The following is a 25,576-nucleotide window of genomic DNA, read 5'->3' as shown; positions in this document are numbered from 1 at the left end:
ACGAGGCCCCGGCGGATCGCTCCGCCGGGACCTTTTTCGTTCAGGACGCCGGGCGTGTGGCCGGCGCTGCGGCCCCCGGGGAAACCCGCCAGATGACGTTGCCGACATCATCCGCGACCAGCAGGGCACCGAGGCGGTCGAACTGGACGCCGACCGGTCGGCCCATCGCCTGATCCTGGTCATTGACGAAGCCGGTCAGGATGTCCTGCGGCGGCCCCGAAGGCACCCCGCCCGAGAAGGGCACGAAGATCACCCGATAGCCGTTGCGCGGCTTGCGGTTCCAGGATCCGTGCTGGCCGACAAAGGCCCCGCCCCGGAACTGCGCCGGGAACAGACTGCCCTCACCGAACGTCAGGCCCAGCGAGGCCGTGTGAGCGCCCAAGGCATAATCAGGCCTCAGGGCGCGGGCGACCATGGCGGGGTTGGCGGGCTCGACGCGGGTGTCGACGGTCTGGCCATAGTAACTCCACGGCCAGCCGTAGAAGGCCCCGGGCGTAACCGAAGTCATATAGTCCGGCACCAGGTCGTTGCCGAGCTCGTCGCGTTCGTTGACCGAGACCCACAGCTTGCCGCTGTCCGGCTGCCAGGCGAGGCCCACGGGATTGCGCAGGCCCGAGGCGTAGATACGGTGTACGCCCGTCGCCGGATCGATCTCCCAGATCGCCGCCCGGCCCTCTTCCTCGGCGAGGCCGTTCTCGCCGATATTGGAATTGGACCCGACGCCGACGTACAGGCGCGAGCCATCGGCGCTGGCCACCAGACTCTTGGTCCAGTGGTGGTTCCGTTGCGCCGGCAGGTCGACGATCTTGCGCGGTGCCGCGGTGATCTGTGTCTGGCCGGCCTGATAGGGGAAGGCCACCACGGCGTCGGCGTTGGCGACATAGAAGGTGTCGCCGACCAGGGCCATGCCGAACGGCGACATCAGGTTTTCGAGGAAGGCTGTCTTCGTCTCGGCCACCCCGTCGCCATCCGCGTCGCGCAACAGGGTGATGCGGTTGGCGCTGGGGACCCGGGCACCCGCCTTCTTCATGAACAGGCCCTGGGCCCAGCCCCGGATGCGGCTCTCGGCCGTCTTGTCGAGGTTCTCGGGCTTGGGCGGGCCGTTGGTCTCGGCCACCAGAATGTCACCGTTCGGCAGCCGGTAAATCCATCGCGGATGGACCAGCCCGCTGGCGAAGGCCTGGACCCGGAAGCCCGGCGCGGCCACGGGCATGCGTCCGGCTGGCCAGCCCGTGGCGTCGGCGACGTTCACGGTCGGGAACAGCGACCGGCCTGGCGCGGGCAGGGTCGGATTGGGTCCGAAGCCGAGAGCCGGGTCCAGCGCCTCGTTGCCGCTGCAGGCGGCGAGAGTCAGGGCCGCGGCCGAGGCGGCGAACAGAAGTGGGCGGGACATGGGCGACTTTCCGGTTGAACGGCTCAGAAGGCGGGGAATTCCAGCCGGCTGACGTCGTAGCCCAGCGCTTGGGCACGGGCGACCAGGCGCTGGCGTTGATCCGCGCTGGGAACCTCGCGGGTATAGATCCAGAGCTTGTTGAAGGTCGGGTCGGCGGAGATGAACCAGCTGTAGTCGTCGGCGTGGTCCAGCACCCAGTAATCCCAGGTGATCAGGCCGCCGACATAGCGCGCGCGCAGTTTGGCGTTTGTGCCGGGATCGAGGATCTCGCCGCGCGCACCGATGGATTTCTCCCGGCCCTGGGGCGTATCCACCTGACAGGTGTCACGGATGTCGACGCGCGTCGGATTGACCACGACATAGTTGGTGGCCCCCGCGACGCAGCCGTCGGTGAGGCTCATGGGAAGACGGGCGATCTCGAGCCAGCGCCCGGAATAGAAGCGGTCGAGATCGACAGCCTTGGCGGGCTGGGGAGCACGCACCTGGTCGGCGGTCGGTGCGGTGACGCAGGCCGAAAGGCCGAGCGAAAGGGCGAGGGCGGCGGCGGCGATACGCATGACGGGGCGGGCTCCTGCAGCAGATGAACACAGCATATACGGCGCAGGTTCCCTTGGGACGCTCCGGATCGTCGCATTCACGTCAGCGGGTTCAGATCCCGGGGCGGGCGGATGCGCCTGAACCGCGCCTCGATGAAGGAAAATGTCCCGAAGGCGATGAAGCCCAGCGCCGCGAGCGCCAGGATCCAGGGGCCGGCGGGCTGGCGCTCCACCGCATCCAGCGCCGAGCCGAAGCTGGTCACCTCCGACGCCGCGGGTCGCAGGCCGGCCAGCACCACAAGGGTGCCCAGAGGCAGATAGGCGAGGCCGCGCGCGAGATAGCCGGCCCGCGCCAGGGGCGCGACCCACCGGCAGGTCTTCGGCGAACAGGCGAGGTATTGCGTGAAATCCTCGCGCCACGAGCGGCTGATGTTGGCGATCCCGATCCCCAGAATGCACAACCCCGCCCCGGCCAGCAGCCAGTGGCCGAACGGAAGGGACAACACCGTGGCCGCCTGTTCATGGCTCTTCGTGATGTCGGTGGCGGCAGGATCGGACGGCGTATGGACCAAAAGGCCGAAGGTGTTGAAGGCCAGAAAGCCGTACCCCATGGCGCTGAACCCCTGGCTCATCCGGGTGTTGAGGCCCTGTCGGCCGGTGCCTTCGTGGTCGGCGTCGAACACCGCCTGCAACAGCCGCCACATGACGAAGGCCGCAAGGCCGAGCCCCAGAAGCAACAGCCACAGACGCCCGAACGGCCTCAACGCCATCCAGGCGATGGCACCCTTGGGTCCGACGGCGTCGCCGATCAGATCGGCGGCGGCCAGCAGGGTCAGAACGCCCACGGACAGATAGACGAAGCCGCGCGCGCCATAGCCGACGCGCGCGGCCAGTTCGAGCAGCACATGCATCGGCGGAACCCGGCGCAGAATCGGCGATGTCTTGCGTCCGAAATCGCCCGCGCGGGCCAGACGGGAGCGGAGGGAGGACAGGGGGCTGGGCACGGCGACGGTAACTCGCGGCCCCGAATATGGCTCCCGCGGCAAGGGTCGGCCTTGAGGTGTGGCCGGTGTCGGCATATCTGCGAGCCGCGGCGGAGGGCGTGCATGCTACCGGTCATTTCGATCCAGGGTCTGACCAAGACCTACAAGTCCGGGCTGCAAGCCCTCAAACCCATCGACCTGACCATCGCCAAGGGCGAGATCTTCGCCCTGCTGGGTCCCAACGGGGCCGGCAAGACAACGCTGATCTCGATCCTCTGTGGCATCGTCACCCCGAGTACGGGGACGGTGACCGCCGACGGGCACAACATCCAGTCCGAGTATCGTGCGGCCCGGTCGAAGATCGGCCTGGTGCCGCAGGAACTGACCACCGACGCCTTCGAAACGGTGCTGGCCACCGTCACCTTCAGCCGCGGCCTGTTCGGCAAGGCCCCGAACCCGGCGCATATCGAACGCGTCCTGCGCGACCTCAGCCTGTGGGACAAGAAGGACGCCAAGATCATGACCCTGTCCGGCGGCATGAAGCGCCGGGTCATGATCGCCAAGGCCCTGAGCCACGAGCCCGACATCCTGTTCCTCGACGAGCCGACCGCCGGCGTGGACGTCGAACTGCGCCGTGACATGTGGAACCTGGTCCGCGGCCTGCGCGACAAGGGCGTCACCATCATCCTGACCACCCACTATATCGAGGAGGCCGAGGAAATGGCCGACCGGGTGGGCGTGATCCTGAAGGGTGAACTGATCCTCGTCGAACAGACCGCCACCCTGATGAAGAAGCTGGGCAAGAAGACGCTGACGCTGAACCTGCAGGAACCCCTGCAGGCCGTGCCGACCGAACTGGCCGAATGGTCGCCGACCCTGAAGGCCGAGGGCAATGAGCTGGAATACGTCTTCGATTCCAATCTGGAGGAGACCGGCGTGCCGTCCCTGCTGCGCAGGCTGTCGGACCTCGGCATCGCCTTCAAGGACCTGAACAGCCGCCAGAGCTCGCTGGAAGACATCTTCGTCAGCCTGGTCCACCAGGACAAGACGACCGGAGCCGCAGCATGACCGGAGCGGGTTTCAACGGTTATGGCGTCTGGGCCATCTACCGCTTCGAGATGGCGCGCGCCCTGCGCACCGTCTGGCAGTCGATCGTCACCCCGGTCATCACCACGGCCCTGTATTTCGTCGTGTTCGGTTCGGCCATTGGCAGCCGCATGACCGAGATCGACGGCGTCCCCTACGGGGCCTTCATCGTTCCCGGCCTGATCATGCTGAGCCTGTTCACCCAGTCGATCTTCAACGCCTCGTTCGGCATCTATTTCCCCAAATTCACCGGCACCATCTACGAGCTGCTGTCGGCACCCGTGTCACCGTTCGAGATCGTCATCGCCTACGTCGGGGCGGCGGCGACCAAGTCGGCGGTGCTGGGGCTGATCATCCTCGCCACGGCGGCCTTCTTCGTGCCGTTGAAGATCCTGCACCCGGTCGAGATGCTGGCCTTCCTGATCCTGATCTCCACGACCTTCAGCCTGTTCGGCTTCATCATCGGCATCTGGGCCAACGGGTTCGAGCAGCTGCAGATGATCCCGATGCTGGTGGTCACGCCCCTGACGTTCCTGGGCGGATCCTTCTATTCGATCGACATGCTGCCGCCGGCGTGGCGGACGGTGACCCTGTTCAATCCGGTCGTCTATCTGATCTCGGGCTTCCGATGGACCTTCTACGGCGCGGGCGACGTCGGCATCGGGGTCAGTGTCGCAGCGACCCTGGCCTTCCTGTTCGTCTGCCTGGCCATCGTCGGTTGGATGTTCAAGACCGGCTACCGGCTCAAGAACTGACCCGGAAACCGCACGGGTCACGAAACGGGCCATTTCGGCGGACACCCTGTGGGTGCCTCGAAACCGTGGCCTTCGCGTCGATGAAGTGCGCCCGACGGGGCGCGGGAGTCTGAATGTCCACCGAGTCCGGAAAACCCCTCAACGGAACGCCCGAGCCCTTCCGCCGTCCGGTGGTCTGGGGCCGCCCGCCCGCGACCGTGTTCCGCGTCGGTCCCCTGCCGAAGGACCAGAGTCTGCCGCCTCTGCCGAAGGCCCCGCCGGCGGCCCGGCCCGCGCCCGCTGCCGGCATTTTCAGCGGCTCGATGATCCCCCGAGCCGCGCCGCGCCCGACCCCGGAGACGGTCACGCCAACGGATGCGGTACCGGTCACCGAAGCGCCCGTCGCCGCGCCGGTCCCGGCCCCGGCGCCGGATCTGACCGTCCGCCCGCTGCCGACGGTCGAACCCGCCGCGGCCAGACCTGTTTCAGCACCACAAACCGCGGTTTCGCCCGTCGCGTCGCGCCCTGTCGATGCTGAGGCCGCGGTCGCGGGTTCGGCCCTGCGATCGGCCAGCGCGCGCGGCAAGGCCTCGGGCCGGACGGTCCTGTATGGCGGCATCGCCGTCGCCGTGGTTGCCGTGATCGCCGCGGGCGGATGGATGCTGACCCGCACCCCGACGCCGGCTCCGGTCCCCGCTGTCGTTGAGGCGCCTGTCCCTGGTCCGGTTCCGGTCGCCGCTGAGCCGGTCACCCCGGTTGTGGCCGAGCCTCCCGCAAAGGAAACCGCGGTTCCGATTCCGACTCCGACGGCGGCCAGCGCAACGCCCGCGCCGCGACCGGCTGCGACGTCCGGCGCGGCCCGTCCGGCTGCCGCGACACCCGTGCGCGCGGCACCGACGCGGGCCCCCGCGACGGTGGTGACGCCGCCGCCGGCCGCGGTCGCCGCCCCGCCTCTGGTCGTGATCGCACCGGCCCCGACCGCGGCGGAACGGCCCTCCGCCGACCCCGACGCCCCGATCGCCACCCGGCCCCAGCCGGTGGGCTAGGGTTTTTGCACCCGGTCCTAGCGGATCGGGATGTAGCCGCGCTCGACCATGCGGCGCAGGCCCTCATAGGCCTCGGCCAATTCCTCATAGGCGGTGCGGGCCGAGGTCAGGCGGGCGATCTGGTCCAGCGTCGACGGAGCACCGGATTCCGACTGGCGCAGGCTCTCCGCGACCCATTTGCCGCGCGCCGTGGCGGTCAGGATCGCCAGCCGCTGAAAGGTCGGCGCATCGACCTTCGGCAGCATCTGGCTGATGATTTCGCGATTGGCGACAAACACCGAATAGTCGATCTGCTCCAACAGACCCCGCACGCGGCGTTGTTCGGCCGGGTCGGCGTCCTGGGGCTCGAAATGATCGCGCTGGCGGCGATAGCTGCCGGTCTGCATCGTGGACATCGCACCTCTCCCGAACAGGGCTGCGCCAAGGGTGCGCCCGGTCGATTAACGAGGGGTTTCGGTGGGATCCGGGTGCGGTATCGGTGGAGCGGTCGCGCGCTCCGGACGCAGCCGTGGGCGAAACGTCTCACCGCTCTGGCACTCCGCCCGCTGCTCCCCATCTGTCCAGCATCAGGGAGACGGTTATGATCAAGGCAATCTGGAAAGGCGAGACGATCGCCGAGAGCGACAAGACCGTCGTGGTCGAGGGAAACCACTACTTTCCCCTCGAGTCCGTGAAGCCGGGCGTCCTGAACCCGTCCTCGCGGACCAGCGTCTGCCCGTGGAAGGGCACGGCGGAATACTATTCCGTCCAGGTCGGCGAGAGCGAAAACCGCGACGCGGCCTGGTACTACGCCGATCCGAAGCCGGCCGCTGCCGAGATCGCCGGGCGGGTCGCGTTCTGGAAGGGCGTCGAGGTCGGCTGACGTCCGGTCCGGGGGGCGCTCAGTGTGCCTCGGGCGGCCGCGCGGCAGGGCTCAGATATTCGTTCTCGGGCCGGGGATGGGCGTCCAGCACGAAGCGGCGGTCGCAATAGCCGCATTCGACGAAATCCTCGCCGCCCATGTCCATATAGACCAGCGGATGACCCAGGGCCCCGCCGCCGCCGTCGCAGGCCACGCGCTTCGTCGGGACCACGATGTCCTCGGGCGGCGGGATGATGGCTTCGGGGTGGCGCGGCGGCATTCGTTCAGCTCTGGTCTTGGCGGGGCAGGTGCGCGGGCATAGGTATGCGCCCGCGCCTCATATCGTCAAACGGGGCGGCTCCGATACCTGAAAGCGTCCGATGACCGAACCCGCTGCCCTGCCCGTCAACGCCATCGAGGTGCACGGTCTGGAGAAGACCTACGCCGGCACCCGCAAGGCCCCGCCCAAGACGGCCCTGCGCGGTGTCGATCTGGTCATTCCGCGCGGCTCGATGTTCGGTCTGCTGGGGCCCAACGGCGCGGGCAAGTCGACCCTGATCAACATTCTGGCCGGGGTAGTGAACAAGACCGGCGGCACGGCCTCGATCTGGGATCGCGATATCGACAAACAGCCGCGCGACGCCCGCGCCGCCCTGGGGGTGGTGCCGCAGGAGATCGTGGCCGATGTCTTCTTTACCCCGCGTGAGGCGCTGGAGGTCCAGGCCGGCTTCTATGGCGTGCCCGCGAACGAGCGCCGCTCGGACGAGCTGCTGGCCGCCCTGGGGCTGTCCGACAAGGCCCATGCCTATGTGCGGGCGCTGTCGGGCGGGATGAAACGCCGGCTGATGGTGGCCAAGGCCCTGGTGCACAATCCGCCGATCCTGATCCTCGACGAGCCCACGGCCGGCGTCGACGTCGAGCTGCGCCGCCAGCTGTGGGACTACGTCCGCCGCATCAACGCCGAGGGCGTGACCGTGCTGCTGACCACCCACTATCTCGAGGAGGCGCAGGAACTCTGCGACACCATCGCCATCATGAACCGGGGCGAGGTCGTGGCCTGCGAGCCGACGCCGCAGCTGCTGCGCCGGCTCGACACCCGCAACGTCGTGGTCACGCCCGAGGGCGCGCTGAACGGCCTGCCGGTGCTCAAGGGGTTCGAGGCCGTGGCCCGTCCCAACGGCTCTTTCGTCGTCACCTACCGCAAGGGCCAGTCGTCGGTGGAGCAGGTCCTGGCCGCCGTCCGCGCCGCCGGCGTCACCATCGCCGACATCACCACCGAGGACCCCGATCTGGAAGACGTCTTCCTGGCCCTGACCTATGGCGATGCGAGCCAGGTCAGTCCGACGAAGGATTGAGGGCGCGGGCGGAGCCTCACGCGGGGTGGCCGGACGTCGGGTCCAGATCTGTCAGGGAAAGACGGCCTTCGATCCATTGCGGACCCTCAGCGTCTGACCGCTTTCGCCATGCCGGGAGCGTGGCTCGGATCGTCTTACCGGGCGACTGAAGTCTGGGCTGGCAGGACCGGCCCGAACGTCACGCGTAGCCTGCGTTCTGCTGATCGGGGACAGCTCTGTCCATGGCCTCGTTCATCGCCGCAAACAGGGTCTCGGCGGTGATCGGCTTGGCGAGGTGGATGTCTGCGCCTGCGGCCCTGCTGGCCTCGATATGCTCCCGCATCGCATTCGCTGTCATCATGACGATCGGAACGTCCCGGCAGGTTGATGAAGACGCGCGGATCATCTGCACGGCTGTGAGGCCGTCCATGACGGGCATCTGCATGTCCATCAGGATGATGTCGAAATGTGAAGCGAACGCAGCGTCTACGGCCTCTTGTCCATCGACCACACAAACGACGTCGGCCACGCCGGACAACATCAACTCGGCGACCTTGCGGTTTGTGGGGTGATCATCGGCGATGAGCACCCGCAGGGGGCGATCCGGAGATTCTAGCGTCGTGGCAGTCGAATTCGTGTCTCTCGGGGCATTTGCGGAGTCCAGGGGAAGCTCAAACCAGAAGGTCGACCCCTGTCCCGGCTGGCTCTCGCAGTCGAGGGTGCCATCCATGACGTCCACCAGATCGCGACAGATGGAAAGACCAAGGCCGGTTCCACCGAATTTGCGGGTAATCGTCTCATCCGCCTGTTGGAATCTGTTGAAGAGCCGGTCCCTGTGTTCTGGCGCAAAGCCGATCCCCGTGTCTGACACAGAGAAACGGATCAGCCCGCTTGAGGTTCGTTCGACCGAAAGGACGATCTTGCCCTCCGAGGTAAACTTGGCAGCGTTGCTAAGGAAGTTGCTCAAAATCTGCCGGATTCGCAGCTCGTCTCCTCTATAAAAACCGCCAAGGGTGTCTTCGAGGTTGAGTTCATACGTCAGGTTTGGATTTGTGTTCTGTAGTTTGAACTTTTCGAGAGTGAATTCAGCCAACTCCCCCAAATTAAAAGCTTCGCTTTCGATTTTGAGTTCGCCGGCCTCGATTTTGGCCGTATCCAACAAGTCCGCCAGCAAGGCCGTCAGCGTTTCGCCGGATGAGCGAATGATATCCAGCAGTTCAAGCTGGTCGCGCCGATCGCATTTTCGGGTCAGAATGTCCGACGCCGCTACAATCCCGTTCAGCGGCGTACGGAGTTCGTGGCTCATGTTCGCCAGGAAGGCCGATTTCGCACGCCCGGAGGCCTCTGCAGCGTCCAGGGCGGCCCGGAGTGCAACATTCAGTTGGTGTTGCTCGGTTACGTCCTCACTGACAGTGACAATGTAGGCGGGCTCACCCTCCTCAAAGGTCGCGGTTTTCCTGGTCGTCCAGTACCGTTCGCCCAGGTCCCGGGTTGTGACCAGCGCGCCCTGCTCGACCTTCACCTGTTTGGTGTGAATGACCTCCTGATCCTCGTTCCAGGATCGTTTCGCCTCTTCTGCGGGAAAAAGTTCATGAACCGTCTTGCCGACGGCCTTGGCCGACGACAGGCCCGTGGCCGCTTCAGCTGCTCGATTGATGAGGACAAGCTTGCCGGTGCGGGCCTCCTTCACGATGAGCAGGGCCGGCATCATTTCCATGATCGTCCCGTAGAACGCTTCTCTTTTTGCGACCGAACGACGTTCGCCTTCAGCCCGCGCCTCCACTTCGGTCAGGCGGGAAGATGTCTCGCACAGACGGCGCTCGATCTCGGTCGTTGTCGCCCGGGTTGCGTGCCTTTCGATGACGCCTGATGCCAGGACAGATAAGTCCTGAATGGATTGAATCTGCGCGCCTGTCGGCAAGCGAGCTTCCCGGTGATATAACGCGATTACCCCGAGGACTTGCCCCACCAGGCCCCGGATGGGTTGCGACCAGCACGCACGCAGACCCAACTCTGCCGCGAAGGATTTGAACTTGGCCCATAGCGGATCAGACTGAATATCCTCGACAACAACCAGGCAGTTTCCGAAGGCTGCTGTGCCGCACGGGTTGGCCTCCCGACCGACGGCGGACCCGCTGATCGTCTCGTTGTAGATGTCCGGCAGACTTGGAGCCGCTCCAAGAAGAAGATGCTCCCTTTCCGCGTCAACGAGCATGATGCTGGCCACGCTGCCAGGATGAGTCCGCTCGGCAAGCCTCACGATGGCCTCGAGGGATCCCGACAGAGACAGATCCAGACCAAGGACGTCCAGCGAGGGCGTCTCCCGGGAGAGGGGCGGGCCGGCGATTGGTTTTTCTGACCCAAAATCCAAAACAGTTCTCCGATCGTCGTTCGTCGAGCGGATGCAAGCACACGGGCTTTCCATTTTCGGTTAACGCCGAGGGTGCGGTAATTCATCCATGGCCGGGAACATGATATTCGGAATGCCACCGGGATCCGCCGGAGCGTCCGCTTTTTGGTCGGCCGCTGAACGCTGCTTTCGACCCTTAGCTGACCTTTGATCTGTCCGGGTCGAACGCTCTCGGCTCGGTGAAGGAAGCGGTTAAGAGGTCGAGGTCGCCGTAGCCGTCGAAGAAGCTGTAGGCTTCGATCATCTCTGCGTAGCCATCCTTGACATAGAGCATGAACTCCAAGGGGTAGGCCTTCGGACCCACTTCGGAGCGAACCCATCCGCCCGGACTGACGGTGACCAGTGCTGGGGGCAATGTCTTGTCCACGCTGAACTCCGTGTAGAAGCCCATCCCGGTGAAATCGCGGGTAGAGACCTCAGCCGTCTTTAGCTGCTCGATGAGAGCGGGGCTTTCGTCGGGGCTGATCTGTTCTGCCAGAAGGACAGCGACAGCGATCTCAAGCGCAGATAGTTGCTTCATTGGCTCAGCTTAACTTTGTCAGTGCTGTCAGCCAATGTCCGCTCACCACCCTCAACAGACCCTCTCATCGTCCGCCTCCGGTCATGACCTCAAGGGTTGACGGCGCTGTGGGGGGTGACCGTCTCAGGCCCCATCTGGAAGCGCATCGCCTTCTATGGAGCCGTGCTGGCGGCGGGGGCCAGTGCCGCCGAGATCGAGGCCTTGCGCGCAAAGATGGCCGCATTCGCGGTCCAGTACGCCAATCCCCTGTACCGGCTGCCGATGACCTTTTCGGAGATATTCCCGGTCGGCGTGCTGGTGTCGGTCATTTCGGCGGCGTTGTTGAGGAACAGCCGCTTTCTGTCCGCCCGAAAGGTCTAGACCACCATCACCGTGCCGATGAGCAGGCGTGCGCCGGCCCGGCCCAGGGCCGTATTGGTCGCCGCCTGAAGCTGGGCCACCAGACGCTCGACGTCGGGTGCCGTGCCGGGCAGCAGGCCGTTGGCCGACTGCTGCACCACGGCGGCATAGGCGGCGCGAAGCCGTGGGGCGGACTGGGCCACGCGCGCGCGCAGGGCCGCATCGGGGGTGTCGATCCCGGTCTCGACCGTCATCACACCGCGCCGGCCGCCGGGCCGCATGATGTTGGCGGTGATGGTGGGCAGACGCAGATAGCTGGCCTGGGTCGCGCCCGAGCCCCCGCTGGTCTTGAGCGTCTGTGACTTCAGTCCGAGAAGGGCGCGGCGATCCATGCGGCGACCCTGACACATGCGGCTTAAGGCGTGGTTACGCGGCCGCCCCCAGCGCTTTCGGCTCCATCGGCCTGAGGTCCAGCAGGGCGAACAGGGCCGCGTCCTCATCCTGCTCGGGATTGGGCGTGGTCAGCAGTTTGCCGCCGACGAAGATCGAATTGGCCCCGGCCAGGAAGCACAGGGCCTGCATCTCGGCGCTCATCGTCTCGCGCCCGGCCGACAGCCGGACCATGGCCCGGGGACAGACCAGACGCGCAACGGCGACGGTGCGGACGAATTCGATCGGATCGATCTGGCCTTCGGTCAGCATCCGCTCGCCCAGCGGCGTGCCCGTCACCGGCACCAGGGCATTGACCGGCAGGCTGTCCGGGTGCTCGGGCAGGGTCGCCAGCGCCTGCAGCAGACTGGCCCGGTCGCGCCGCGCCTCGCCCATGCCGACGATGCCGCCGCAGCAGGTCGCCATGCCCGCGTCGCGGACGTGCTGCAGGGTGTCGAGCCGGTCCTGATACGTCCGCGTCGTCACCACCTGGGCATAGTATTCCGGCCCGGTGTCGAGGTTGTGATTGTAATAATCGAGCCCGGCGTCCTTCAGCTGGCGCGCCTGATCGGCGGTCAGCATCCCCAGGGTCGCGCAGGTTTCCAGCCCCAGCGCCTTCACCCCGGCGATCATGGTCGCCAGCTTTGGTGTGTCCCGGTCCTTCAGCTCGCGCCAGGCCGCCCCCATGCAGAACCGGCTGGCCCCGCCCGCCTTCGCCGCCATGGCCTCGGCCAGCACGGCGGTGGTGTCCATCAGCTTTTCGGCCTTCAGCCCGGTGTCGAAACTGGCCGACTGCGAGCAGTAGCCGCAGTTCTCGGCGCAGCCGCCGGTCTTGATCGACAGCAGCTGGCTCTTCTGGACTTCCGAAGGGTCGAACCACGCCCGGTGCACGGTGGCGGCCTCATAGACGAGGTCCATGAACGGCCGGGCGAACAGGGCCTCGACCTCCGGCAGGGTCCAGTCGTGGCGGGGGGTAGACGGGTCATGGCTCATGGGGGCTGCTTAGCCTCGCCGCGATGGCCCGCCAAGCCACCTTTACGGCTCGTCGCGATAGACCACGCCGCCCCTCATGACGAAGTCCATCGACGTCAGCACCGTCACGTCCGTCAATGGATCGCCATCGACGGCCACGATGTCAGCCCGCTTGCCCGGCTCCAGACTGCCGGCCTCCGCCGACAGGCCCAGCAGGTCGGCGGCGTTGACGGTGGCCGCCTGGATGGCCGTGGCCGGCGTCATGCCATTGGCGACCATCAACGGGAATTCATCGGCGTTACGGCCGTGTTTGGAGACCCCCGCGTCGGTGCCGAAGGCGATCCGAACCCCGGCCGGAACGGCGCGGCGCAGCGATTCGCCGGTGATCGAGATGCGCCACAGGATCTTGGGCAGGACCTCGGGCGGATAGGCGTTGGGATTGGCCGCCAGCCGCTCGCGATAGCCGTTCACGGTCGACAGGGTGGGGACATAATACGCCCCGCTGTCGCGGAACAGGCGGGCGGTCTCATCGTCGAAAATGGTGCCATGCTCAATGGAGTCCGCGCCGAGGCGCAGCGCCAGATTCACGCCGTCCGCGCCATGGGCGTGGACCGCGACCTTCTTGCCGTACAGATGCGCGGTGTCGATCAGGGCCCGGGCCTCGTCCTCGAAGATCTGCGCGCCCAGGCCGGCCCCGATGCGGCTGTTGACCCCGCCGGTGGTGGCGATCTTGATGACGTCGACGCCGCGCCCGATCTGGAGGCGAACCGCCTCGCGGCAGCTCTCCACGCCGTTGCAGACGTTGTGCTGGTCACCCATCATCTCGCGCAGCTCGTCGTTCAGGCCGAGCCGGCCGTCCATATGGCCCGATGTGGTCGAGATACTGGTGCCCGCATCGATGATCCGGGGGCCCGGCAGGGTGCCGCGCGTAATGGCGTCGCGCAGCGCCAGCGTCACCCCGTCGCCGTCGCCCAGATTCCGCACCGTGGTAAAGCCGGCCATCAGGGTCTTGCGGGCGTTTTCGGCCGCCTCATAGGCATTGGCCGGCAGACTGTCGGTGAAACCGGCCAGCAGGCCCTCCTGACCGGCGCGGTCCGAGACCAGATGCACGTGGCTGTCGATCAGGCCCGGCAGGACGAAACGGTCGCGTTGATCGATGACGGTCGCGCCGGGGAAGGCCGAGGCGTCGACGAAGCCGTCGCGAATCTCGACGATCCGCCCGTCCCGCACCACGATGGTCGAAGGCCCGCGCGGGGCCTGCCCCGGGCGATCCAGCAACCGTCCGGCCTGGATCAGGGTAACCGGCCCTGGCTGGGGTGTAGCCGGCGCGGGCTGCGCGCCCGCCGCGGCCGCTGTCAGGGCCAGAAGCGCCACACCGCCAAGGCTTGCCATCAGTCTGTTCATTGTCACCCTCTCCGGATCCTTCGCCATGTTGAGCGCAACCGGTGCCGTTTCGCCAGAGCCGCTGTCACGGCAATCACATAAAGATATCCTTATGTGTTTCTTGCCCCCGGGCCGGGACCGGTCTATAGGCCGCGCGAACACTCTCCCGGAAAGCCCCGCTCCATGACCGACTACATCGTCCGCGACATTTCGCTTGCCCCCTTCGGCAACAAGGAAATCGCCATCGCCGAAACCGAAATGCCGGGCCTGATGGCGCTGCGCGAAGAGTTCGGGGCGCAACAGATCCTCAAGGGTGCCCGCATCGCAGGCAGCCTGCACATGACGATCCAGACCGCTGTGCTCATCCAGACGCTGGAAGCCCTGGGTGCCGACGTCCGCTGGGCCTCGTGCAACATCTTCTCGACCCAGGACCACGCCGCGGCCGCCATCGCCGCCAACGGCACCCCGGTGTTCGCCACCAAGGGCGAGACGCTGGAAGAATACTGGGACTACGCCCACAAGATCTTTGAATGGGCTGACGGCGGCTATCCCAACCTGATCCTCGACGACGGCGGCGACGCCACCCTGCTGTGCGTGCTCGGCCCCAAGGCCGAGAAGGACCTGTCCCTGCTGTCCGACCCGCAGAACGAGGAAGAGGAGGCTCTCTACAAGGTGATGAAGCGCTACATCGCCGAGAAGCCCGGCTTCTACTCCGCGATCCGCGACGCCATCGGCGGCGTGTCGGAAGAGACCACCACCGGCGTCCACCGCCTGTACGAAATGGCCAAGAAGGGCGACCTGCCGTTCCCCGCCATCAACGTCAACGACAGCGTCACCAAGTCCAAGTTCGACAACCTGTACGGCTGCCGTGAATCGCTGGTCGACGCGATCCGTCGCGGCACCGACGTCATGCTGTCGGGCAAGGTCGCCGTGGTCTGCGGCTATGGCGACGTGGGCAAGGGCTCGGCCGCCTCGCTGCGCCAGGGCGGCGCCCGGGTGAAGGTCACCGAGGTCGATCCGATCTGCGCCCTGCAGGCGGCCATGGAAGGCTATGAGGTCGTCACCGTCGAGGACGTGGCCGGCGAGGCCGACATCTTCGTCACCGCCACCGGCAACAAGGACGTCCTGACCGTCGACCACATGCGGGCGATGAAGAACAACGCCATCGTCTGCAACATCGGCCACTTCGACTCGGAGATTCAGGTCGCCGGCCTGAAGAACTTCAAGTGGGACGAGATCAAGCCCCAGGTCCACCACGTCGAGTTCCCGGACGGCAAGAAGATCATCCTGCTGTCCGAAGGCCGTCTGGTGAACCTGGGCAACGCCACGGGCCACCCCTCGTTCGTCATGTCGGCGTCCTTCACCAACCAAACGCTGGCCCAGATCGAGCTGTGGACCAACGCCAGATCCTACGACAATCAGGTCTACACCCTGCCCAAACACCTCGACGAGAAGGTCGCCATGCTGCACCTGGCCAAGCTGGGCGCGAAGCTGACGACGCTGTCGAAGGAACAGGCCGACTATATCTCGGTCCCGACCGAAGGCCCGTTCAAGCCCGAGCATTACCGCTATTGATCGCGATGGCCGATCGAAGCTGAAAAAGGCCGGGACGCGCGCGTCCCGGCCTTTTTCATGCGGGGTTTCTCAGGCCGCCAGAATGATCCGGGCCGGTTCCTGATCGCGTTCCGCCAGACCGGTTTCGAAATCCATGAAAATGTCGATCAGCTCTTCGGGGCTGACCATTGAGGCTCCGGGGCTGAAGCGGAACCGCCAGAAGCTGACCACATGCTGGATCGCACCCAGTTGCTCGCCCAGGCGGGTGAACAGGCGCGGGGCATCGAGCAGGAACTCCCGGAACCCTGCCGGCTGGCCCGTGACGGTCAGGCCGGCATAGGCATTGTCATAGATACCGAGCGTGGAAGCGACGTCCTGGCAGGTCTTGTGGATGCGGGCCCGCAGCACGGTGCGCCCCCGGTCCAGATACTCCCGCGAGCCCTGATCGATCTTGCCGACCGGCTTGACCGTGGCGACGGCGTCCGCGACCGCGGCGATCTCGACCGCCAGGCTGTTGAGCACCCATTTGTAGTAGAGGAAGCCCTTCCAGCAGAACATGCCCTCTTCGTACTCGTCCTCCCCCAGGCGCAGGGTCCGGCGCAGCGCCTCCATGCGGTCGCGCGGGTCGTTGGAAAGGATCTTTCCCGCCAGTCTGCGGGTCGAGCCCACAGCCCCCAGGCCCTCGCCGAGGCTGAGCGTGACGAGCGGCCGAATCTCGTCCTCGACGAACAGAACCATCCGCTTCAGGTCGCATTCGCTGATCGACAGATAGCAGGGTGCCAGTTCAATCCCGCCCCGTTTCAGCTGCTCGCGCAGCAGGAAGGGGTCCAGCGACGGCAGCCGGTCGAGCAGGGACATCGTCGTCATGTCCTGATGCCCGGGGGGCAGACCGAAGGCTTCCTGCATGATCCGGTTGAATCCGCGCTGGCCGACAAAGACGTACCGGCCGCCGGTCTTCAGGTCGCTGGCGTCGATCGGAATCACGATCTTCGTCGCCACCTGACGGCGGTCCCGGAACGAATCCATCTCATCCCGGCGCAGGCGATGTTTGATGATCAGGGCGCGGTTCAGGGCGGGGGTCCGGAACAGCGGCCGCGCGGCCCAGTCCGGATCGCGGCCGTATTCGTTATAGACATTGAGCAGATTCAGAACCCGGGCGGTCGAGGCCGACCGGCGCAGGTGCGCGAGATTGCGGATGGTGCGGTCGGTCATCGTTCGCCCTTCGGGGGGTGCAAAGAGCCACGAAATGATGACCAACAGCCTAGCCGAAATGATGACCAACGGCTTAGCTTCCTCGCCCGGGGGGTTGCGGCGTCAGCGCGCTGGCCATGCGGTTCGGGCGGGCCTAGATTACGGCCATGGGCGACGTACTGAACATCCTGATCCTGCTGGCCATCGCGGCGGTGGCTGTAACCCTCGGGTTCGGCATCTATTCCCTGTACCGGGGCGGCGAATTCGCGCGGTCGAATTCCAACCGGCTGATGCGACTGCGCGTCGCGCTCCAGGCCCTGGCGGTGGTGTTGCTGTGCGTCGGCATGTGGTGGAAATCCACGCACGGCGCCTGACGTCATGGTCGTCCTCAATCGCATCTATACGAAGACGGGTGACGGCGGTGAGACGCGGCTGGCCTCGGGCGCGCCGGTGTCCAAGAGCCATCCCCGGGTCGAGGCCTATGGCGCGGTCGACGAGCTCAACAGCATCATCGGCCTGGCCCGGCTGCATTCGGGTCAGAACGACCGCATCGACGCCATGCTGGGCCGGATCCAGAACGAACTGTTCGACCTGGGCGCCGACCTCGCCACCCCGCTGGAGCCGCCGCCGAAATGGGAGGCGCTGCGGATCGTCGACAGCCAGGTCGACCGGCTCGAGGCCGAGATCGACTGGATGAACGAAAGCCTCAAGGAACTGGACAGCTTCATCCTGCCGGGCGGCTCGCCCCTGTCGGCGCATCTGCATCTGGCCCGCACCGTGGCCCGCCGGGCCGAGCGCGACGCGGTGCGTCTGATGGAAGCAGGCGAGGCGGTGACTCCGGCCTCCGTCCGCTATCTGAACCGCCTGTCGGACCATCTGTTCGTCGCCGCCCGCCGGGCCAATGCCAACGGTGCCGACGACGTGAAGTGGAAACCGGGCGCGACGCGCTGACCTACTGGGCGGCCAGCGCCGCGCGCTGGCGGTCGGCGTCGGTGTCGCGGGCCTTCTGCCGGGCGGCCAGGTCATCCTCGATGGCCACCAGCTCGCGGTTCTTCTCGGCCGAGGCCTGGGCGCGCGTGCCCGGCAGCGGTCGCCCGGTGATCTCGGCGATGGAGACGGGCTGGGCGCAGACCCGGCCATCGGGATCCCACCATTTGCCGCCCGCCTCGCAGCGGTCGCCCGGGGCGACGACGATGGCGTCATAGGTGAACATCGCGCCGATCAGGACGGCGAAGGTCACCAGAAAGGCGATGCTGAGCCGTTTCATGGTCAGGAGGCGGTTCATCTACGGATTCCGGAAGGTTGGCGGGGGACCGAACAGGGGCGTTGACGCGGCGTTACGTTGACAGGCCCGATGCGGCGTACCATTCCCTGACGCAACATTCCGGCGCTTTCGTGGATAGCACAATGAAGGTTCTCGTCCCCGTCAAACGGGTGATCGACTATAACGTCAAGGCTCGCGTCAAGGCGGACCAGACCGGCGTTGATCTCGCCAACGTCAAGATGAGCATGAATCCGTTCGACGAAATCGCCGTCGAGGAAGCCGTGCGCATGAAGGAAGGCAAGGAGCATCACGCCGCCGGAACGGTGGACGAGATCGTGGTCGTCTCCATCGGCGTGACCCAGGCCCAGGAAACCATCCGCACGGCCTTGGCCATGGGGGCGGATCGGGGCCTGCTGATCCAGTCGGACTCCGACCTCGAGCCGCTGGCGATCGCCAAGCTGCTGAAGGCCGTGGTCGACGAGGAGAAGCCGGATCTGGTCCTGCTGGGCAAACAGTCGATCGACGGCGACAACAATGCGGTCGGCCAGATGCTGGCCGCCCTGCTGGACTGGCCCCAGGCCACCTTCGCCGGCAAGATCGTGCTGGCCGACGGCAAGGCGACGGTCACGCGTGAAGTCGACGGCGGCCTGCAGACCCTGTCGGCGGCCCTGCCGGCGGTGGTGTCGGTCGACCTGCGCCTGAACACCCCGCGCTACGCCTCCCTGCCCAACATCATGAAGGCCAAGAAGAAGGAGATCGCGGTCAAGGCGGTCGCCGACTATGGCGTCGACACCGCCCCGCGCCTGACGGTGGTCAAGGTCACGGCCCCGCCGACGCGCTCGGCCGGGATCAAGGTGGCCGATGCCGCCGAACTGGTTTCCAAACTCAAGACCGCGGGGGTCCTGTAATGGCCGTTCTCGTCATCGCCGACCGCGACGGGGATACCGTCCGCGACACCACCCACAAGACCGTCACTGCCGCTCTGAAGCTGTCGGGCGATGTCGACATCCTGGTCATCGGCCAGGGCTCGAAGGCCGCCGCCGACGCCGCCGCGAAGATCGCCGGCGTGCGCAAGGTGCTGCTGGCCGAAAGCGCCGGCCTGGGCCACCAGCTGGCCGAGGCGGTCGCTGCGACCGTGACCGGTCTGGCCGGCGGCTATGACGCCATCTTCTCGCCGGCCACCACCGACGGCAAGAATTTCATGCCGCGGATCGCCGCCAGTCTCGATGTCGCGCCGATCTCGGACATCATCGAGGTCGTCTCGAACGACACCTTCGTGCGTCCGATCTATGCCGGCAATGCGCTGGAGACGATCCAGTCCGGCGACGGCAAGAAGGTCATCACCGTGCGCCCGACCAGCTTCGACGCGGCGGGCGAGGGCGGCTCGGCCCCGGTCGAGACCGTGGCGGGCGCCGACGCCGGGAAGGCGGCTTTCGTCAGCGAGGAAATGGTCAAGTCGGACCGTCCAGAACTGGGCGCGGCGAAGATCGTCGTCTCGGGTGGCCGGGCGATGGGCTCGGCCGAGGAATTCCACGCCGTCATGGACCCGCTGGCTGACCGGCTGGGTGCCGCCGTCGGTGCCTCCCGCGCCGCCGTCGACGCCGGCTACGCGCCCAACGACTATCAGGTCGGCCAGACCGGCAAGGTCGTCGCCCCGGCCCTCTACATCGCCATCGGCATCTCGGGCGCCATCCAGCACCTCGCCGGGATGAAGGACTCCAAGATCATCGTCGCCATCAACAAGGACGCCGACGCCCCGATCTTCCAGGTCGCCGACTACGGCATCGTCGGCGACTACAAGGTCGTGGTGCCGGAGCTGATGAAGGCGCTGGGCTAGCGTCAGATTAATCCGATCGACAGGGGCGCGGCGCCGAAGAGGGCCGCGCCCTTTTTCATGGGCAGAAGCCGGACCCTTTGTCCGCGATGGGTGGGAATCGGGCTTTGGCGCTCAGGTCGCACAGCGGACCCCATTTCCGCGCCGCAGTTCCCCTCCGAGAAACTTTGTCGAGCGTTCGAACGCCTCGTACTCTGCCGCGACTGTCAGGCGTCGAGGACCATGCTGAGGATCTTCTCGGCCAGCACATCGACAGAGAAGGGCTTGGCGACCATGTCCATTCCGTCGTCGAGGAATCCACCGCGCACCACCGCCCCCTCCGCATAAGCTGTGACGAAGAGCACCCTCAGTCCCGGCCGGATCGCCCGCGCCATCTCGGCCAGCTGGCGCCCGTTCATGCCAGGCAGGCCCACCTCGGACACCAGCAGGTCGATCCTCTGGTCGGAGCGGAGGATCGGCAGGGCCGCGTCGCCGTTGGCGGCCTCCACGAAATCATAGCCCAGTTCAGTTAGCACCTCGCCGATCAGCATTCGCACCGAGGGTTCGTCCTCCACGATCATCACCGTGGTGCCCGCGCGCGGACGCGACGCCACGGCCGCGACCGTCAGTTCGTCGAAGGCCACATCACCCACGGCCCGAGGCAGCCACAGCTTGATCCGCGTGCCCTGTCCCGGCGCGCTGTCGATGGCGACATGGCCGTGCGACTGTTTCACGAAGCCGTAGATCATCGACAGGCCAAGACCCGTGCCCTGGCCGATCGCCTTGGTCGTGAAGAAGGGGTCGAAGGCCCGATCCATCACCGCTTGGGACATGCCGATTCCTTCGTCGCTGAGGCTGATCTGGACATAGTCCCCCGGCGGCAGGTCTGGCCTCAGGTCGCGGTCGGCGGCGTCCACGTTGACGTTGATCGTCTCGATCGTCAGCGAGCCGCCGTCCGGCTTGGCGTCGCGCGCGTTGATGGCAAGGTTCAGCAGGCTGTTCTCCAGCTGGTTGGCGTCCGCCTCGATCGGCCAGATGTCCGGCTGGAGCGTCAGGGTCAGCGGCGTCGACTCCCCCAGGGTCCGCTGCAGCATATCGTACAGCCCCGCCGCCAGCACGTTGACGTCCAGAATCTTCGGCTCCAGCGACTGCCGCCGTGAAAACGCCAACAGCCGCTTGGTCAGGGTCGCGGCCCGCTCGGCCGACTGGTATGCCACGTCGATGAAGCGGTCGACATCGTCCTGCCGGCCATCCCTCCGTCGCCGCCGCACGATGTCCAGCCCACCGATCACCCCGGTCAGCATGTTGTTGAAGTCGTGCGCGATGCCTCCGGTCAGCTGCCCGACCGCCTCCATCTTCTGCGCCTGGCGCAGGCTTTCGGCCACTCCCTGCAAGTCCTCGGCCTGGGCTTTCTGTTCGGTGACGTCGCGGGCATAGGCGTAGATCAGCCCGCCCTCTTCCGACGTCCGCCACGTCAGGCAGCGCAGCGAGCCGTCCTTGTGGCGATACAGGTTCTCGAAGCCTTCGACGTCGACGCCCGCCGCCGCCGCCTTCACCGCTTCGGCGGTCTCCTCGGTGTGGTCCTCCCAGACGAAGTCGCGAAAGCTGCGCCCCTCCACCTCCGACGGCTCGTGCCCCAGGATCGTCGTCCACGCCGGACTGACGGCATGAAACACCCCGTCGGTTCCGGCGATCACCAGAATGTCGTGCGAATTGTTCCACACCCGGGCGTATTCGGCGGTGCGTTCGGCGACCCGACGCTCCAGCTCCGTCGCGTGGTCGATCAGTTGCGCGTCGGCCAGAACCCGCGCCGTCGTCTCCGTCGCGGCGCAGAACAGGCCGGCGATCTTGCCGCTCTCGTCGCGCGCTGGCGAGTAGGAAAAGGTGAACCAACAGTCCTCGGGATAGCCATTGCGCTCCAGCACAAGGTGGAGGTCTTCGGACCAGGTCGCCTCGCCCCCCAGGGCGGCGTCGACCAATGGCGCGACTTCGTGCCAGACTTCCGACCATATTTCCCGGAACGGTCGCCCGAGCGCCCAAGGATGCTTTTTGCCGAACACTGGCCGGTAGGCGTCGTTGTAGAGGGAAGCGAGCTCGGGACCCCAGGCGACAAACATAATCTGTTTGTTCGGAAGCATCAGGCTGACCGCCGATCGCAGGGCCTGGGGCCATGTGTCCGGGTACCCAATTGGGGATGTGGACCAGTCATGGGCGCGCATCAACGCGCCCATTTCGCCCCCGCCTGCAAAAATGGAGGTCTTCTCCGTCGATGGTTCGTCAGGATTATTCGTCAGAGGACCATGCCTAAACTAATCCATAAAGCGCCGAAGCCGACGGAAACTGCCGTCGCCCACTCCGCGCCGCATCGGAAAACTAACGACGTTTAATGTGGGAAGTACAGTGATCGCTGCTCCTGAAAAGGGACGCGGCGAATGTCCGCTTTTGGTCGAAAGCGGACATCCGGCGAAACCGGTGTTGAAATCCCGCCGCCCCTCTGATCTTCCATCGCCATGGCCCATCTCGCCGTCCGACTGACCCCCGGCGCCTCCTCTGACCGTATCGACGGCTGGGACGTGGACGCCGGAGGCCGGCCCGTCCTCAAGGTGCGCGTGCGCGCCCGGCCCATCGAGGGCGAGGCCAATGAGGCCCTGATCAAACTGATGGCCAGGGCGCTGGGGGTGCCGAAATCCGCCGTGACCCTCCAGCGCGGCGGGCAGTCGCGGACCAAGATGGTCGGGGTTGAAGGTCTGTCCGAACCCGAACTGAAAGCCCGCCTTACCGATCTGTAATGTTTCCGGCTTTGACGGATCGCGCCGGACCCTTTTGTAATCCGTCACAACGTACGCTCCCCACTCGCGGGCTTGGGCGTATCAGGGGAGCGTTCGATGAGACTTCACGCCTTGCGGGGTTCCAGCCTCGCCGTCCTCGCCTGCGCGGTTGCGGGCTCTCTGGCCCTGTCGGCCTGCGCCACCACCGGCGGGGCCGACACGCCGTCCTCCGACAAACCGTCCGATGAGGCCCGCACGCCTCTGGCCCGGGGCCTCGACTATGCGGCCAACCCTGATCCCTTCCCCTCGACCTATCGCGGCCTGCCGCGCGAGAACATGGCCATCGTCGGCGGCACGGTCCTGACCGGGGCCGGCCAGAAGATCGAGAACGGCGTGGTCATCGTCACCGACGGCAAGGTGGCCTCGGTCGGCGGTGCCTCGACGGCCGTCCCCGCCGGCTATCGCGTCGTCGACGCGCGGAGCCGGTTCGTGACGCCGGGCATCATCGACGTCCACTCGCACCTCGGCGTCTATCCCTCGCCCGGCGTTTCGGGGATGAGCGACGGCAATGAGGCGACCAACCCCAACACCGCCCAGGTCTGGGCCGAGCATTCGATCTGGCCCCAGGACCCCGGCTTCAACGCCGCCCGCGCCGGCGGCGTGACCACCCTTCAGATCCTGCCCGGCTCGGCCAATCTGTTCGGCGGCCGCGGCGTCACTGTGCGCAACATCCCCTCGGTGACCATGCAGGGCATGAAGATGCCCGGTGCCCCCTATGGCCTGAAGATGGCCTGCGGCGAGAACCCCAGCCGCGTCTATGGCGGCCGCAACAGCTCGCCCGCCACCGGCATGGGCAATGTCGCCGGCTATCGCGCCGCCTTCATCGCCGCCCAGGATTACCGGGCAAAATGGGACAAGTGGCGCGAGGACGGCGAGGGCTCGCCCCCGACCCGCAACCTGCAGCTCGAGACCCTCGTCGGCGTGCTGGACGGGTCGATCCTGGTCCAGAACCACTGCTATCGCGCCGACGAAATGGCCGTGATGATCGATATCGCCAAGGAGTTCGGCTACCGCATCACCGCCTTCCACCACGCCATCGAGGCCTACAAGGTCGCGCCGATGCTGGCCCGCGAAGGCATCTGCGCCGACATGTGGACCGGCTGGTGGGGCTTCAAGATGGAGGGGCTGGACGCGGTCGAGGCCAATGCCGCCCTCGTCGATGCGCCGCCGGGATCCTGCGCCGTCATCCACTCCGATGACGCCGAACTGACCCAGCGTCTGAACCAGGAGGCCGCCGCCGCCGTGGCCGCCGGTCGCCGCATCGGCATGAACATCTCCGAGGAACATGCGATCAGCTGGATCACCCTCAACCCGGCCCGTTCGCTGGGCATCGCCGACCAGACGGGCTCGCTCGAGGCCGGCAAGCGCGCCGACGTGGTGATCTGGAGCGCGGATCCGTTCAGCGTCTACGCCCGCGCCGACCAGGTCTTCATCGACGGAGCCCTGACCTTTGACCGCATGAACCCGGCCTATCAGCCGGTGTCCGACTTCGAACTGGGCCAGCCGGGCTTCGGCCTGTCCGCCGCCACCGTGCCGCAGGGAGCCCGCTGATGCGCCTCAAGAGCCTCATCCTCGGCGCCGTCTGCGCCGCAGCCCTCGCATCACCCGCCCTGGCCCAGTCCCTGACCGCCATTACCGGCGGACGGGTCCTGACCGGCACCTCGGTGATCGAGAACGGCACCGTCGTCATCCAGAACGGCCGGGTCGTCTCGGTCGGGACCGGTGGCGCGCCGTCGGGCGCCCGGATCATCGACGCGCGCGGCAAGGTCGTCGCCCCCGGCTTCGTCGCCGTGGACTCCGGCCTCGGCGTTTCGGAAGTCTCGTCGGTCGGCGGGTCTGACGACCAGTCCAACGGCGCCAACTCCATCAGCGCCTCGTTCGACATCAGCTACGGCCTCGACCCCTGGTCCTTCACCCTGCCGGTGGCGCGTCTCGGCGGTATCACCCGCGCCATCGTCGTGCCCAGCCATCCGGGCGGCGGCGGCGGCAACCATCGCGACGACGGCGACACCGACTTCGCCGGCGTCGGCGCGGGCGGGTACCAGGCCCCGGGCCTGTTCGCCGGCCAGGCCGCGATCATCCATCTGGCCGAAGGCACCGATATCCTCGTCAAACCCCGCGTGGCCATGATCGCCCCGTTCGGCGAGGCCGGAGCCGGCATCTCGGGCGGCGCGCGGGGGGCCCAGTTCACCCAGTTCAGGGAAACCCTCGCCGAGGCCCGCCTGTATGCCCGCAACAAGGCCGCCTACGACCGTGCCGGCCTGCGCGACCTCAGCCTGTCGCGCGCCGATCTCGAGGCCCTGATCCCCGTCGCCAACGGGACCCTGCCGCTGATCGTCACCGTGCACCGGGCGGCGGACATCCAGCAGGTCCTGCGGTTGGCGCGCGAGGAGGGGATCAAACTCATCCTCGACGGCACCGAGGAGGGCTGGCTGGTCGCCGACCAGATCCGGGCCGCGGGTGTTCCCGTGCTGCTCAACCCCATCGCCAACCTGCCGGGCAATCTCGAGACCCGGGCCGCGCGGATGCAGAACGCCGCCGCCCTCGACGCCGCGGGCGTGGTCATCGCCATCAAGGGCAATGACGGCTCCCACCGGGTGCGCGAGACTCGCTACAACGCCGGCAATGCGGTCTCTCACGGCCTGCCGTACGAAGCCGCCATCGAGGCGATCACGGTCAATCCGGCCAAGATCTTCGGCATGGCCGGCCAGTTCGGCGAGCTGACCGCCGGGGCCGCGGCCGATGTGGTGGTCTGGTCCGGCGACCCTCTGGAGCCGCTCAGCATCGCCGAGACCATCTTCATCGGCGGTGCCGAACAGGCCCCGACCAGCCGCCAGTTCCTGCTCCGCGACCGCTATCGCAGCGGCGGCGAAGGCGCGATGCCGCCGGCGTATACGCGGTGAGGGCGCTAACGCTCGTG

27 protein-coding genes are annotated in these 25,576 nt (G+C 66.7%); 14 read left to right on the top strand and 13 right to left on the bottom strand.

What is annotated here, in order from left to right; all coding sequences use genetic code 11:
* Window positions 1–40 precede the first annotated feature (40 nt).
* The 3 genes from ACP7AS_RS02745 to ACP7AS_RS02735 all read right to left on the bottom strand — a co-directional run bounded on the left by ACP7AS_RS02745 (window position 41) and on the right by ACP7AS_RS02735 (window position 2,933).
* Window positions 41–1,393: a PQQ-dependent sugar dehydrogenase gene (locus tag ACP7AS_RS02745; protein WP_426027288.1), complete on the bottom strand. Its 1,353-nt coding sequence runs from the start codon at window positions 1,391–1,393 to the stop codon at window positions 41–43.
* 23 nt (window positions 1,394–1,416) lie between these two features.
* Window positions 1,417–1,950, bottom strand: a complete 534-nt coding sequence (locus tag ACP7AS_RS02740; protein ID WP_426027287.1) for a lipocalin family protein — start codon at window positions 1,948–1,950, stop codon at window positions 1,417–1,419.
* Between the two features lie 77 nt (window positions 1,951–2,027).
* Window positions 2,028–2,933: a DUF1206 domain-containing protein gene (locus ACP7AS_RS02735; protein WP_426027286.1), complete on the bottom strand. Its 906-nt coding sequence runs from the start codon at window positions 2,931–2,933 to the stop codon at window positions 2,028–2,030.
* A gap of 102 nt (window positions 2,934–3,035) precedes the next feature.
* Between ACP7AS_RS02735 and ACP7AS_RS02730 the strand changes: the two genes are divergently transcribed.
* The 3 genes from ACP7AS_RS02730 (at window position 3,036) to ACP7AS_RS02720 (ending at window position 5,778) form a co-directional block, all read left to right on the top strand.
* Entirely contained in the window at window positions 3,036–3,980 is a 945-nt protein-coding gene (locus ACP7AS_RS02730; RefSeq protein WP_426027285.1) for an ABC transporter ATP-binding protein, read from the top strand.
* Complete coding sequence (locus tag ACP7AS_RS02725) at window positions 3,977–4,753, top strand: ABC transporter permease (RefSeq protein ID WP_426027284.1); 777 nt, start codon at window positions 3,977–3,979, stop codon at window positions 4,751–4,753. The genes ACP7AS_RS02730 and ACP7AS_RS02725 overlap by 4 nt, the downstream gene beginning before the upstream one ends.
* Before the next feature lie 113 nt (window positions 4,754–4,866).
* Window positions 4,867–5,778, top strand: a complete 912-nt coding sequence (locus ACP7AS_RS02720) for a hypothetical protein (protein WP_426027283.1) — start codon at window positions 4,867–4,869, stop codon at window positions 5,776–5,778.
* 17 nt (window positions 5,779–5,795) lie between these two features.
* Here ACP7AS_RS02720 and ACP7AS_RS02715 read toward each other — a convergent pair whose 3' ends face one another.
* On the bottom strand, window positions 5,796–6,173 hold the full coding sequence (locus ACP7AS_RS02715; RefSeq protein WP_426027282.1) for a hypothetical protein: 378 nt from the start codon (window positions 6,171–6,173) through the stop codon (window positions 5,796–5,798).
* 185 nt (window positions 6,174–6,358) lie between these two features.
* On the opposite strand from ACP7AS_RS02715, the gene ACP7AS_RS02710 reads away from it, so the two are divergent.
* Complete coding sequence (locus tag ACP7AS_RS02710) at window positions 6,359–6,640, top strand: DUF427 domain-containing protein (RefSeq protein WP_426027281.1); 282 nt, start codon at window positions 6,359–6,361, stop codon at window positions 6,638–6,640.
* Between the two features lie 19 nt (window positions 6,641–6,659).
* Here the strand turns inward: ACP7AS_RS02710 and ACP7AS_RS02705 are convergent, their stop codons facing one another.
* Complete coding sequence (locus ACP7AS_RS02705) at window positions 6,660–6,899, bottom strand: zinc-finger domain-containing protein (protein WP_426027280.1); 240 nt, start codon at window positions 6,897–6,899, stop codon at window positions 6,660–6,662.
* A 100-nt stretch (window positions 6,900–6,999) separates the two neighbouring features.
* Between ACP7AS_RS02705 and ACP7AS_RS02700 the strand changes: the two genes are divergently transcribed.
* Entirely contained in the window at window positions 7,000–7,974 is a 975-nt protein-coding gene (locus tag ACP7AS_RS02700; protein WP_426027279.1) for an ABC transporter ATP-binding protein, read from the top strand.
* A 178-nt stretch (window positions 7,975–8,152) separates the two neighbouring features.
* On the opposite strand, the gene ACP7AS_RS02695 is transcribed toward ACP7AS_RS02700, so the two are convergent.
* Together ACP7AS_RS02695 and ACP7AS_RS02690 are read right to left on the bottom strand one after the other, a co-directional pair.
* Complete coding sequence (locus ACP7AS_RS02695; protein WP_426027278.1) at window positions 8,153–10,324, bottom strand: ATP-binding protein; 2,172 nt, start codon at window positions 10,322–10,324, stop codon at window positions 8,153–8,155.
* A 175-nt stretch (window positions 10,325–10,499) separates the two neighbouring features.
* Window positions 10,500–10,883, bottom strand: coding sequence for a hypothetical protein (locus ACP7AS_RS02690; protein WP_426027277.1), 384 nt, complete (start codon window positions 10,881–10,883; stop codon window positions 10,500–10,502).
* 96 nt (window positions 10,884–10,979) lie between these two features.
* On the opposite strand from ACP7AS_RS02690, the gene ACP7AS_RS02685 reads away from it, so the two are divergent.
* A complete protein-coding gene (locus tag ACP7AS_RS02685) occupies window positions 10,980–11,243 on the top strand; it encodes a hypothetical protein (RefSeq protein ID WP_426027276.1) in 264 nt (87 codons plus the stop codon).
* Here ACP7AS_RS02685 and ACP7AS_RS02680 read toward each other — a convergent pair.
* Genes ACP7AS_RS02680 through ACP7AS_RS02670 form a run of 3 tightly spaced genes read right to left on the bottom strand, consistent with a single transcriptional unit; the run spans window position 11,240 to window position 14,027 of the window.
* Window positions 11,240–11,614 (bottom strand): Tat pathway signal protein, encoded by a 375-nt coding sequence (locus tag ACP7AS_RS02680; RefSeq protein WP_426027275.1) that lies wholly within the window; start codon window positions 11,612–11,614, stop codon window positions 11,240–11,242. The genes ACP7AS_RS02685 and ACP7AS_RS02680 overlap by 4 nt on opposite strands.
* 34 nt (window positions 11,615–11,648) lie before the next feature.
* Complete coding sequence (bioB, locus tag ACP7AS_RS02675; protein ID WP_426027274.1) at window positions 11,649–12,644, bottom strand: biotin synthase BioB; 996 nt, start codon at window positions 12,642–12,644, stop codon at window positions 11,649–11,651.
* A 42-nt stretch (window positions 12,645–12,686) separates the two neighbouring features.
* Complete coding sequence (locus ACP7AS_RS02670; protein WP_426027273.1) at window positions 12,687–14,027, bottom strand: amidohydrolase family protein; 1,341 nt, start codon at window positions 14,025–14,027, stop codon at window positions 12,687–12,689.
* 162 nt (window positions 14,028–14,189) lie between these two features.
* Between ACP7AS_RS02670 and ahcY the strand changes: the two genes are divergently transcribed.
* Window positions 14,190–15,581 (top strand): adenosylhomocysteinase, encoded by a 1,392-nt coding sequence (gene ahcY / locus ACP7AS_RS02665; RefSeq protein WP_426027272.1) that lies wholly within the window; start codon window positions 14,190–14,192, stop codon window positions 15,579–15,581.
* Between the two features lie 69 nt (window positions 15,582–15,650).
* Here the strand turns inward: ahcY and ACP7AS_RS02660 are convergent, their stop codons facing one another.
* Window positions 15,651–16,772, bottom strand: a complete 1,122-nt coding sequence (locus ACP7AS_RS02660) for a hypothetical protein (protein WP_426027271.1) — start codon at window positions 16,770–16,772, stop codon at window positions 15,651–15,653.
* A gap of 146 nt (window positions 16,773–16,918) precedes the next feature.
* Here ACP7AS_RS02660 and ACP7AS_RS02655 point away from each other — a divergent pair, with 146 nt between their 5' ends.
* Together ACP7AS_RS02655 and ACP7AS_RS02650 are read left to right on the top strand one after the other, a co-directional pair.
* Window positions 16,919–17,125, top strand: coding sequence for a twin transmembrane helix small protein (locus tag ACP7AS_RS02655; protein ID WP_426027270.1), 207 nt, complete (start codon window positions 16,919–16,921; stop codon window positions 17,123–17,125).
* 4 nt (window positions 17,126–17,129) lie between these two features.
* Window positions 17,130–17,702 carry a cob(I)yrinic acid a,c-diamide adenosyltransferase gene (locus ACP7AS_RS02650; RefSeq protein WP_426027269.1) on the top strand — a complete coding sequence of 191 codons (573 nt, stop codon included), beginning with the start codon at window positions 17,130–17,132 and terminating at the stop codon, window positions 17,700–17,702.
* Between the two features lies 1 nt (window position 17,703).
* On the opposite strand, the gene ACP7AS_RS02645 is transcribed toward ACP7AS_RS02650, so the two are convergent.
* A complete protein-coding gene (locus tag ACP7AS_RS02645) occupies window positions 17,704–18,036 on the bottom strand; it encodes a hypothetical protein (RefSeq protein ID WP_426027268.1) in 333 nt (110 codons plus the stop codon).
* A 122-nt stretch (window positions 18,037–18,158) separates the two neighbouring features.
* Between ACP7AS_RS02645 and ACP7AS_RS02640 the strand changes: the two genes are divergently transcribed.
* Together ACP7AS_RS02640 and ACP7AS_RS02635 are read left to right on the top strand one after the other, a co-directional pair.
* Window positions 18,159–18,923, top strand: a complete 765-nt coding sequence (locus tag ACP7AS_RS02640) for an electron transfer flavoprotein subunit beta/FixA family protein (protein ID WP_426027267.1) — start codon at window positions 18,159–18,161, stop codon at window positions 18,921–18,923.
* Entirely contained in the window at window positions 18,923–19,852 is a 930-nt protein-coding gene (locus ACP7AS_RS02635; protein WP_426027266.1) for an electron transfer flavoprotein subunit alpha/FixB family protein, read from the top strand. Before ACP7AS_RS02640 ends, ACP7AS_RS02635 begins: the two co-directional genes overlap by 1 nt.
* A gap of 203 nt (window positions 19,853–20,055) precedes the next feature.
* Here the strand turns inward: ACP7AS_RS02635 and ACP7AS_RS02630 are convergent, their stop codons facing one another.
* The gene (locus ACP7AS_RS02630; RefSeq protein ID WP_426027265.1) at window positions 20,056–21,966 is read right to left on the bottom strand and encodes a PAS domain-containing protein; all 1,911 of its coding nucleotides are present in this window, start codon (window positions 21,964–21,966) and stop codon (window positions 20,056–20,058) included.
* A gap of 372 nt (window positions 21,967–22,338) precedes the next feature.
* Here ACP7AS_RS02630 and ACP7AS_RS02625 point away from each other — a divergent pair, with 372 nt between their 5' ends.
* The 3 genes from ACP7AS_RS02625 (at window position 22,339) to ACP7AS_RS02615 (ending at window position 25,559) form a co-directional block, all read left to right on the top strand.
* Window positions 22,339–22,617, top strand: a complete 279-nt coding sequence (locus ACP7AS_RS02625) for a DUF167 domain-containing protein (protein WP_426027264.1) — start codon at window positions 22,339–22,341, stop codon at window positions 22,615–22,617.
* Window positions 22,618–22,713: 96 nt separating this feature from the next.
* Complete coding sequence (locus tag ACP7AS_RS02620) at window positions 22,714–24,207, top strand: amidohydrolase (protein WP_426027263.1); 1,494 nt, start codon at window positions 22,714–22,716, stop codon at window positions 24,205–24,207.
* Entirely contained in the window at window positions 24,207–25,559 is a 1,353-nt protein-coding gene (locus tag ACP7AS_RS02615; RefSeq protein WP_426027262.1) for an amidohydrolase family protein, read from the top strand. Before ACP7AS_RS02620 ends, ACP7AS_RS02615 begins: the two co-directional genes overlap by 1 nt.
* The last annotated feature ends 17 nt before the right edge of the window (window positions 25,560–25,576 follow it).

This window comes from Brevundimonas sp. TWP2-3-4b2 (genome assembly GCF_049897345.1).
Lineage (GTDB): Bacteria > Pseudomonadota > Alphaproteobacteria > Caulobacterales > Caulobacteraceae > Brevundimonas.
Note: the sequence above shows the minus strand (reverse complement) of the source record. Positions and strands in the feature narration are given on the sequence as shown.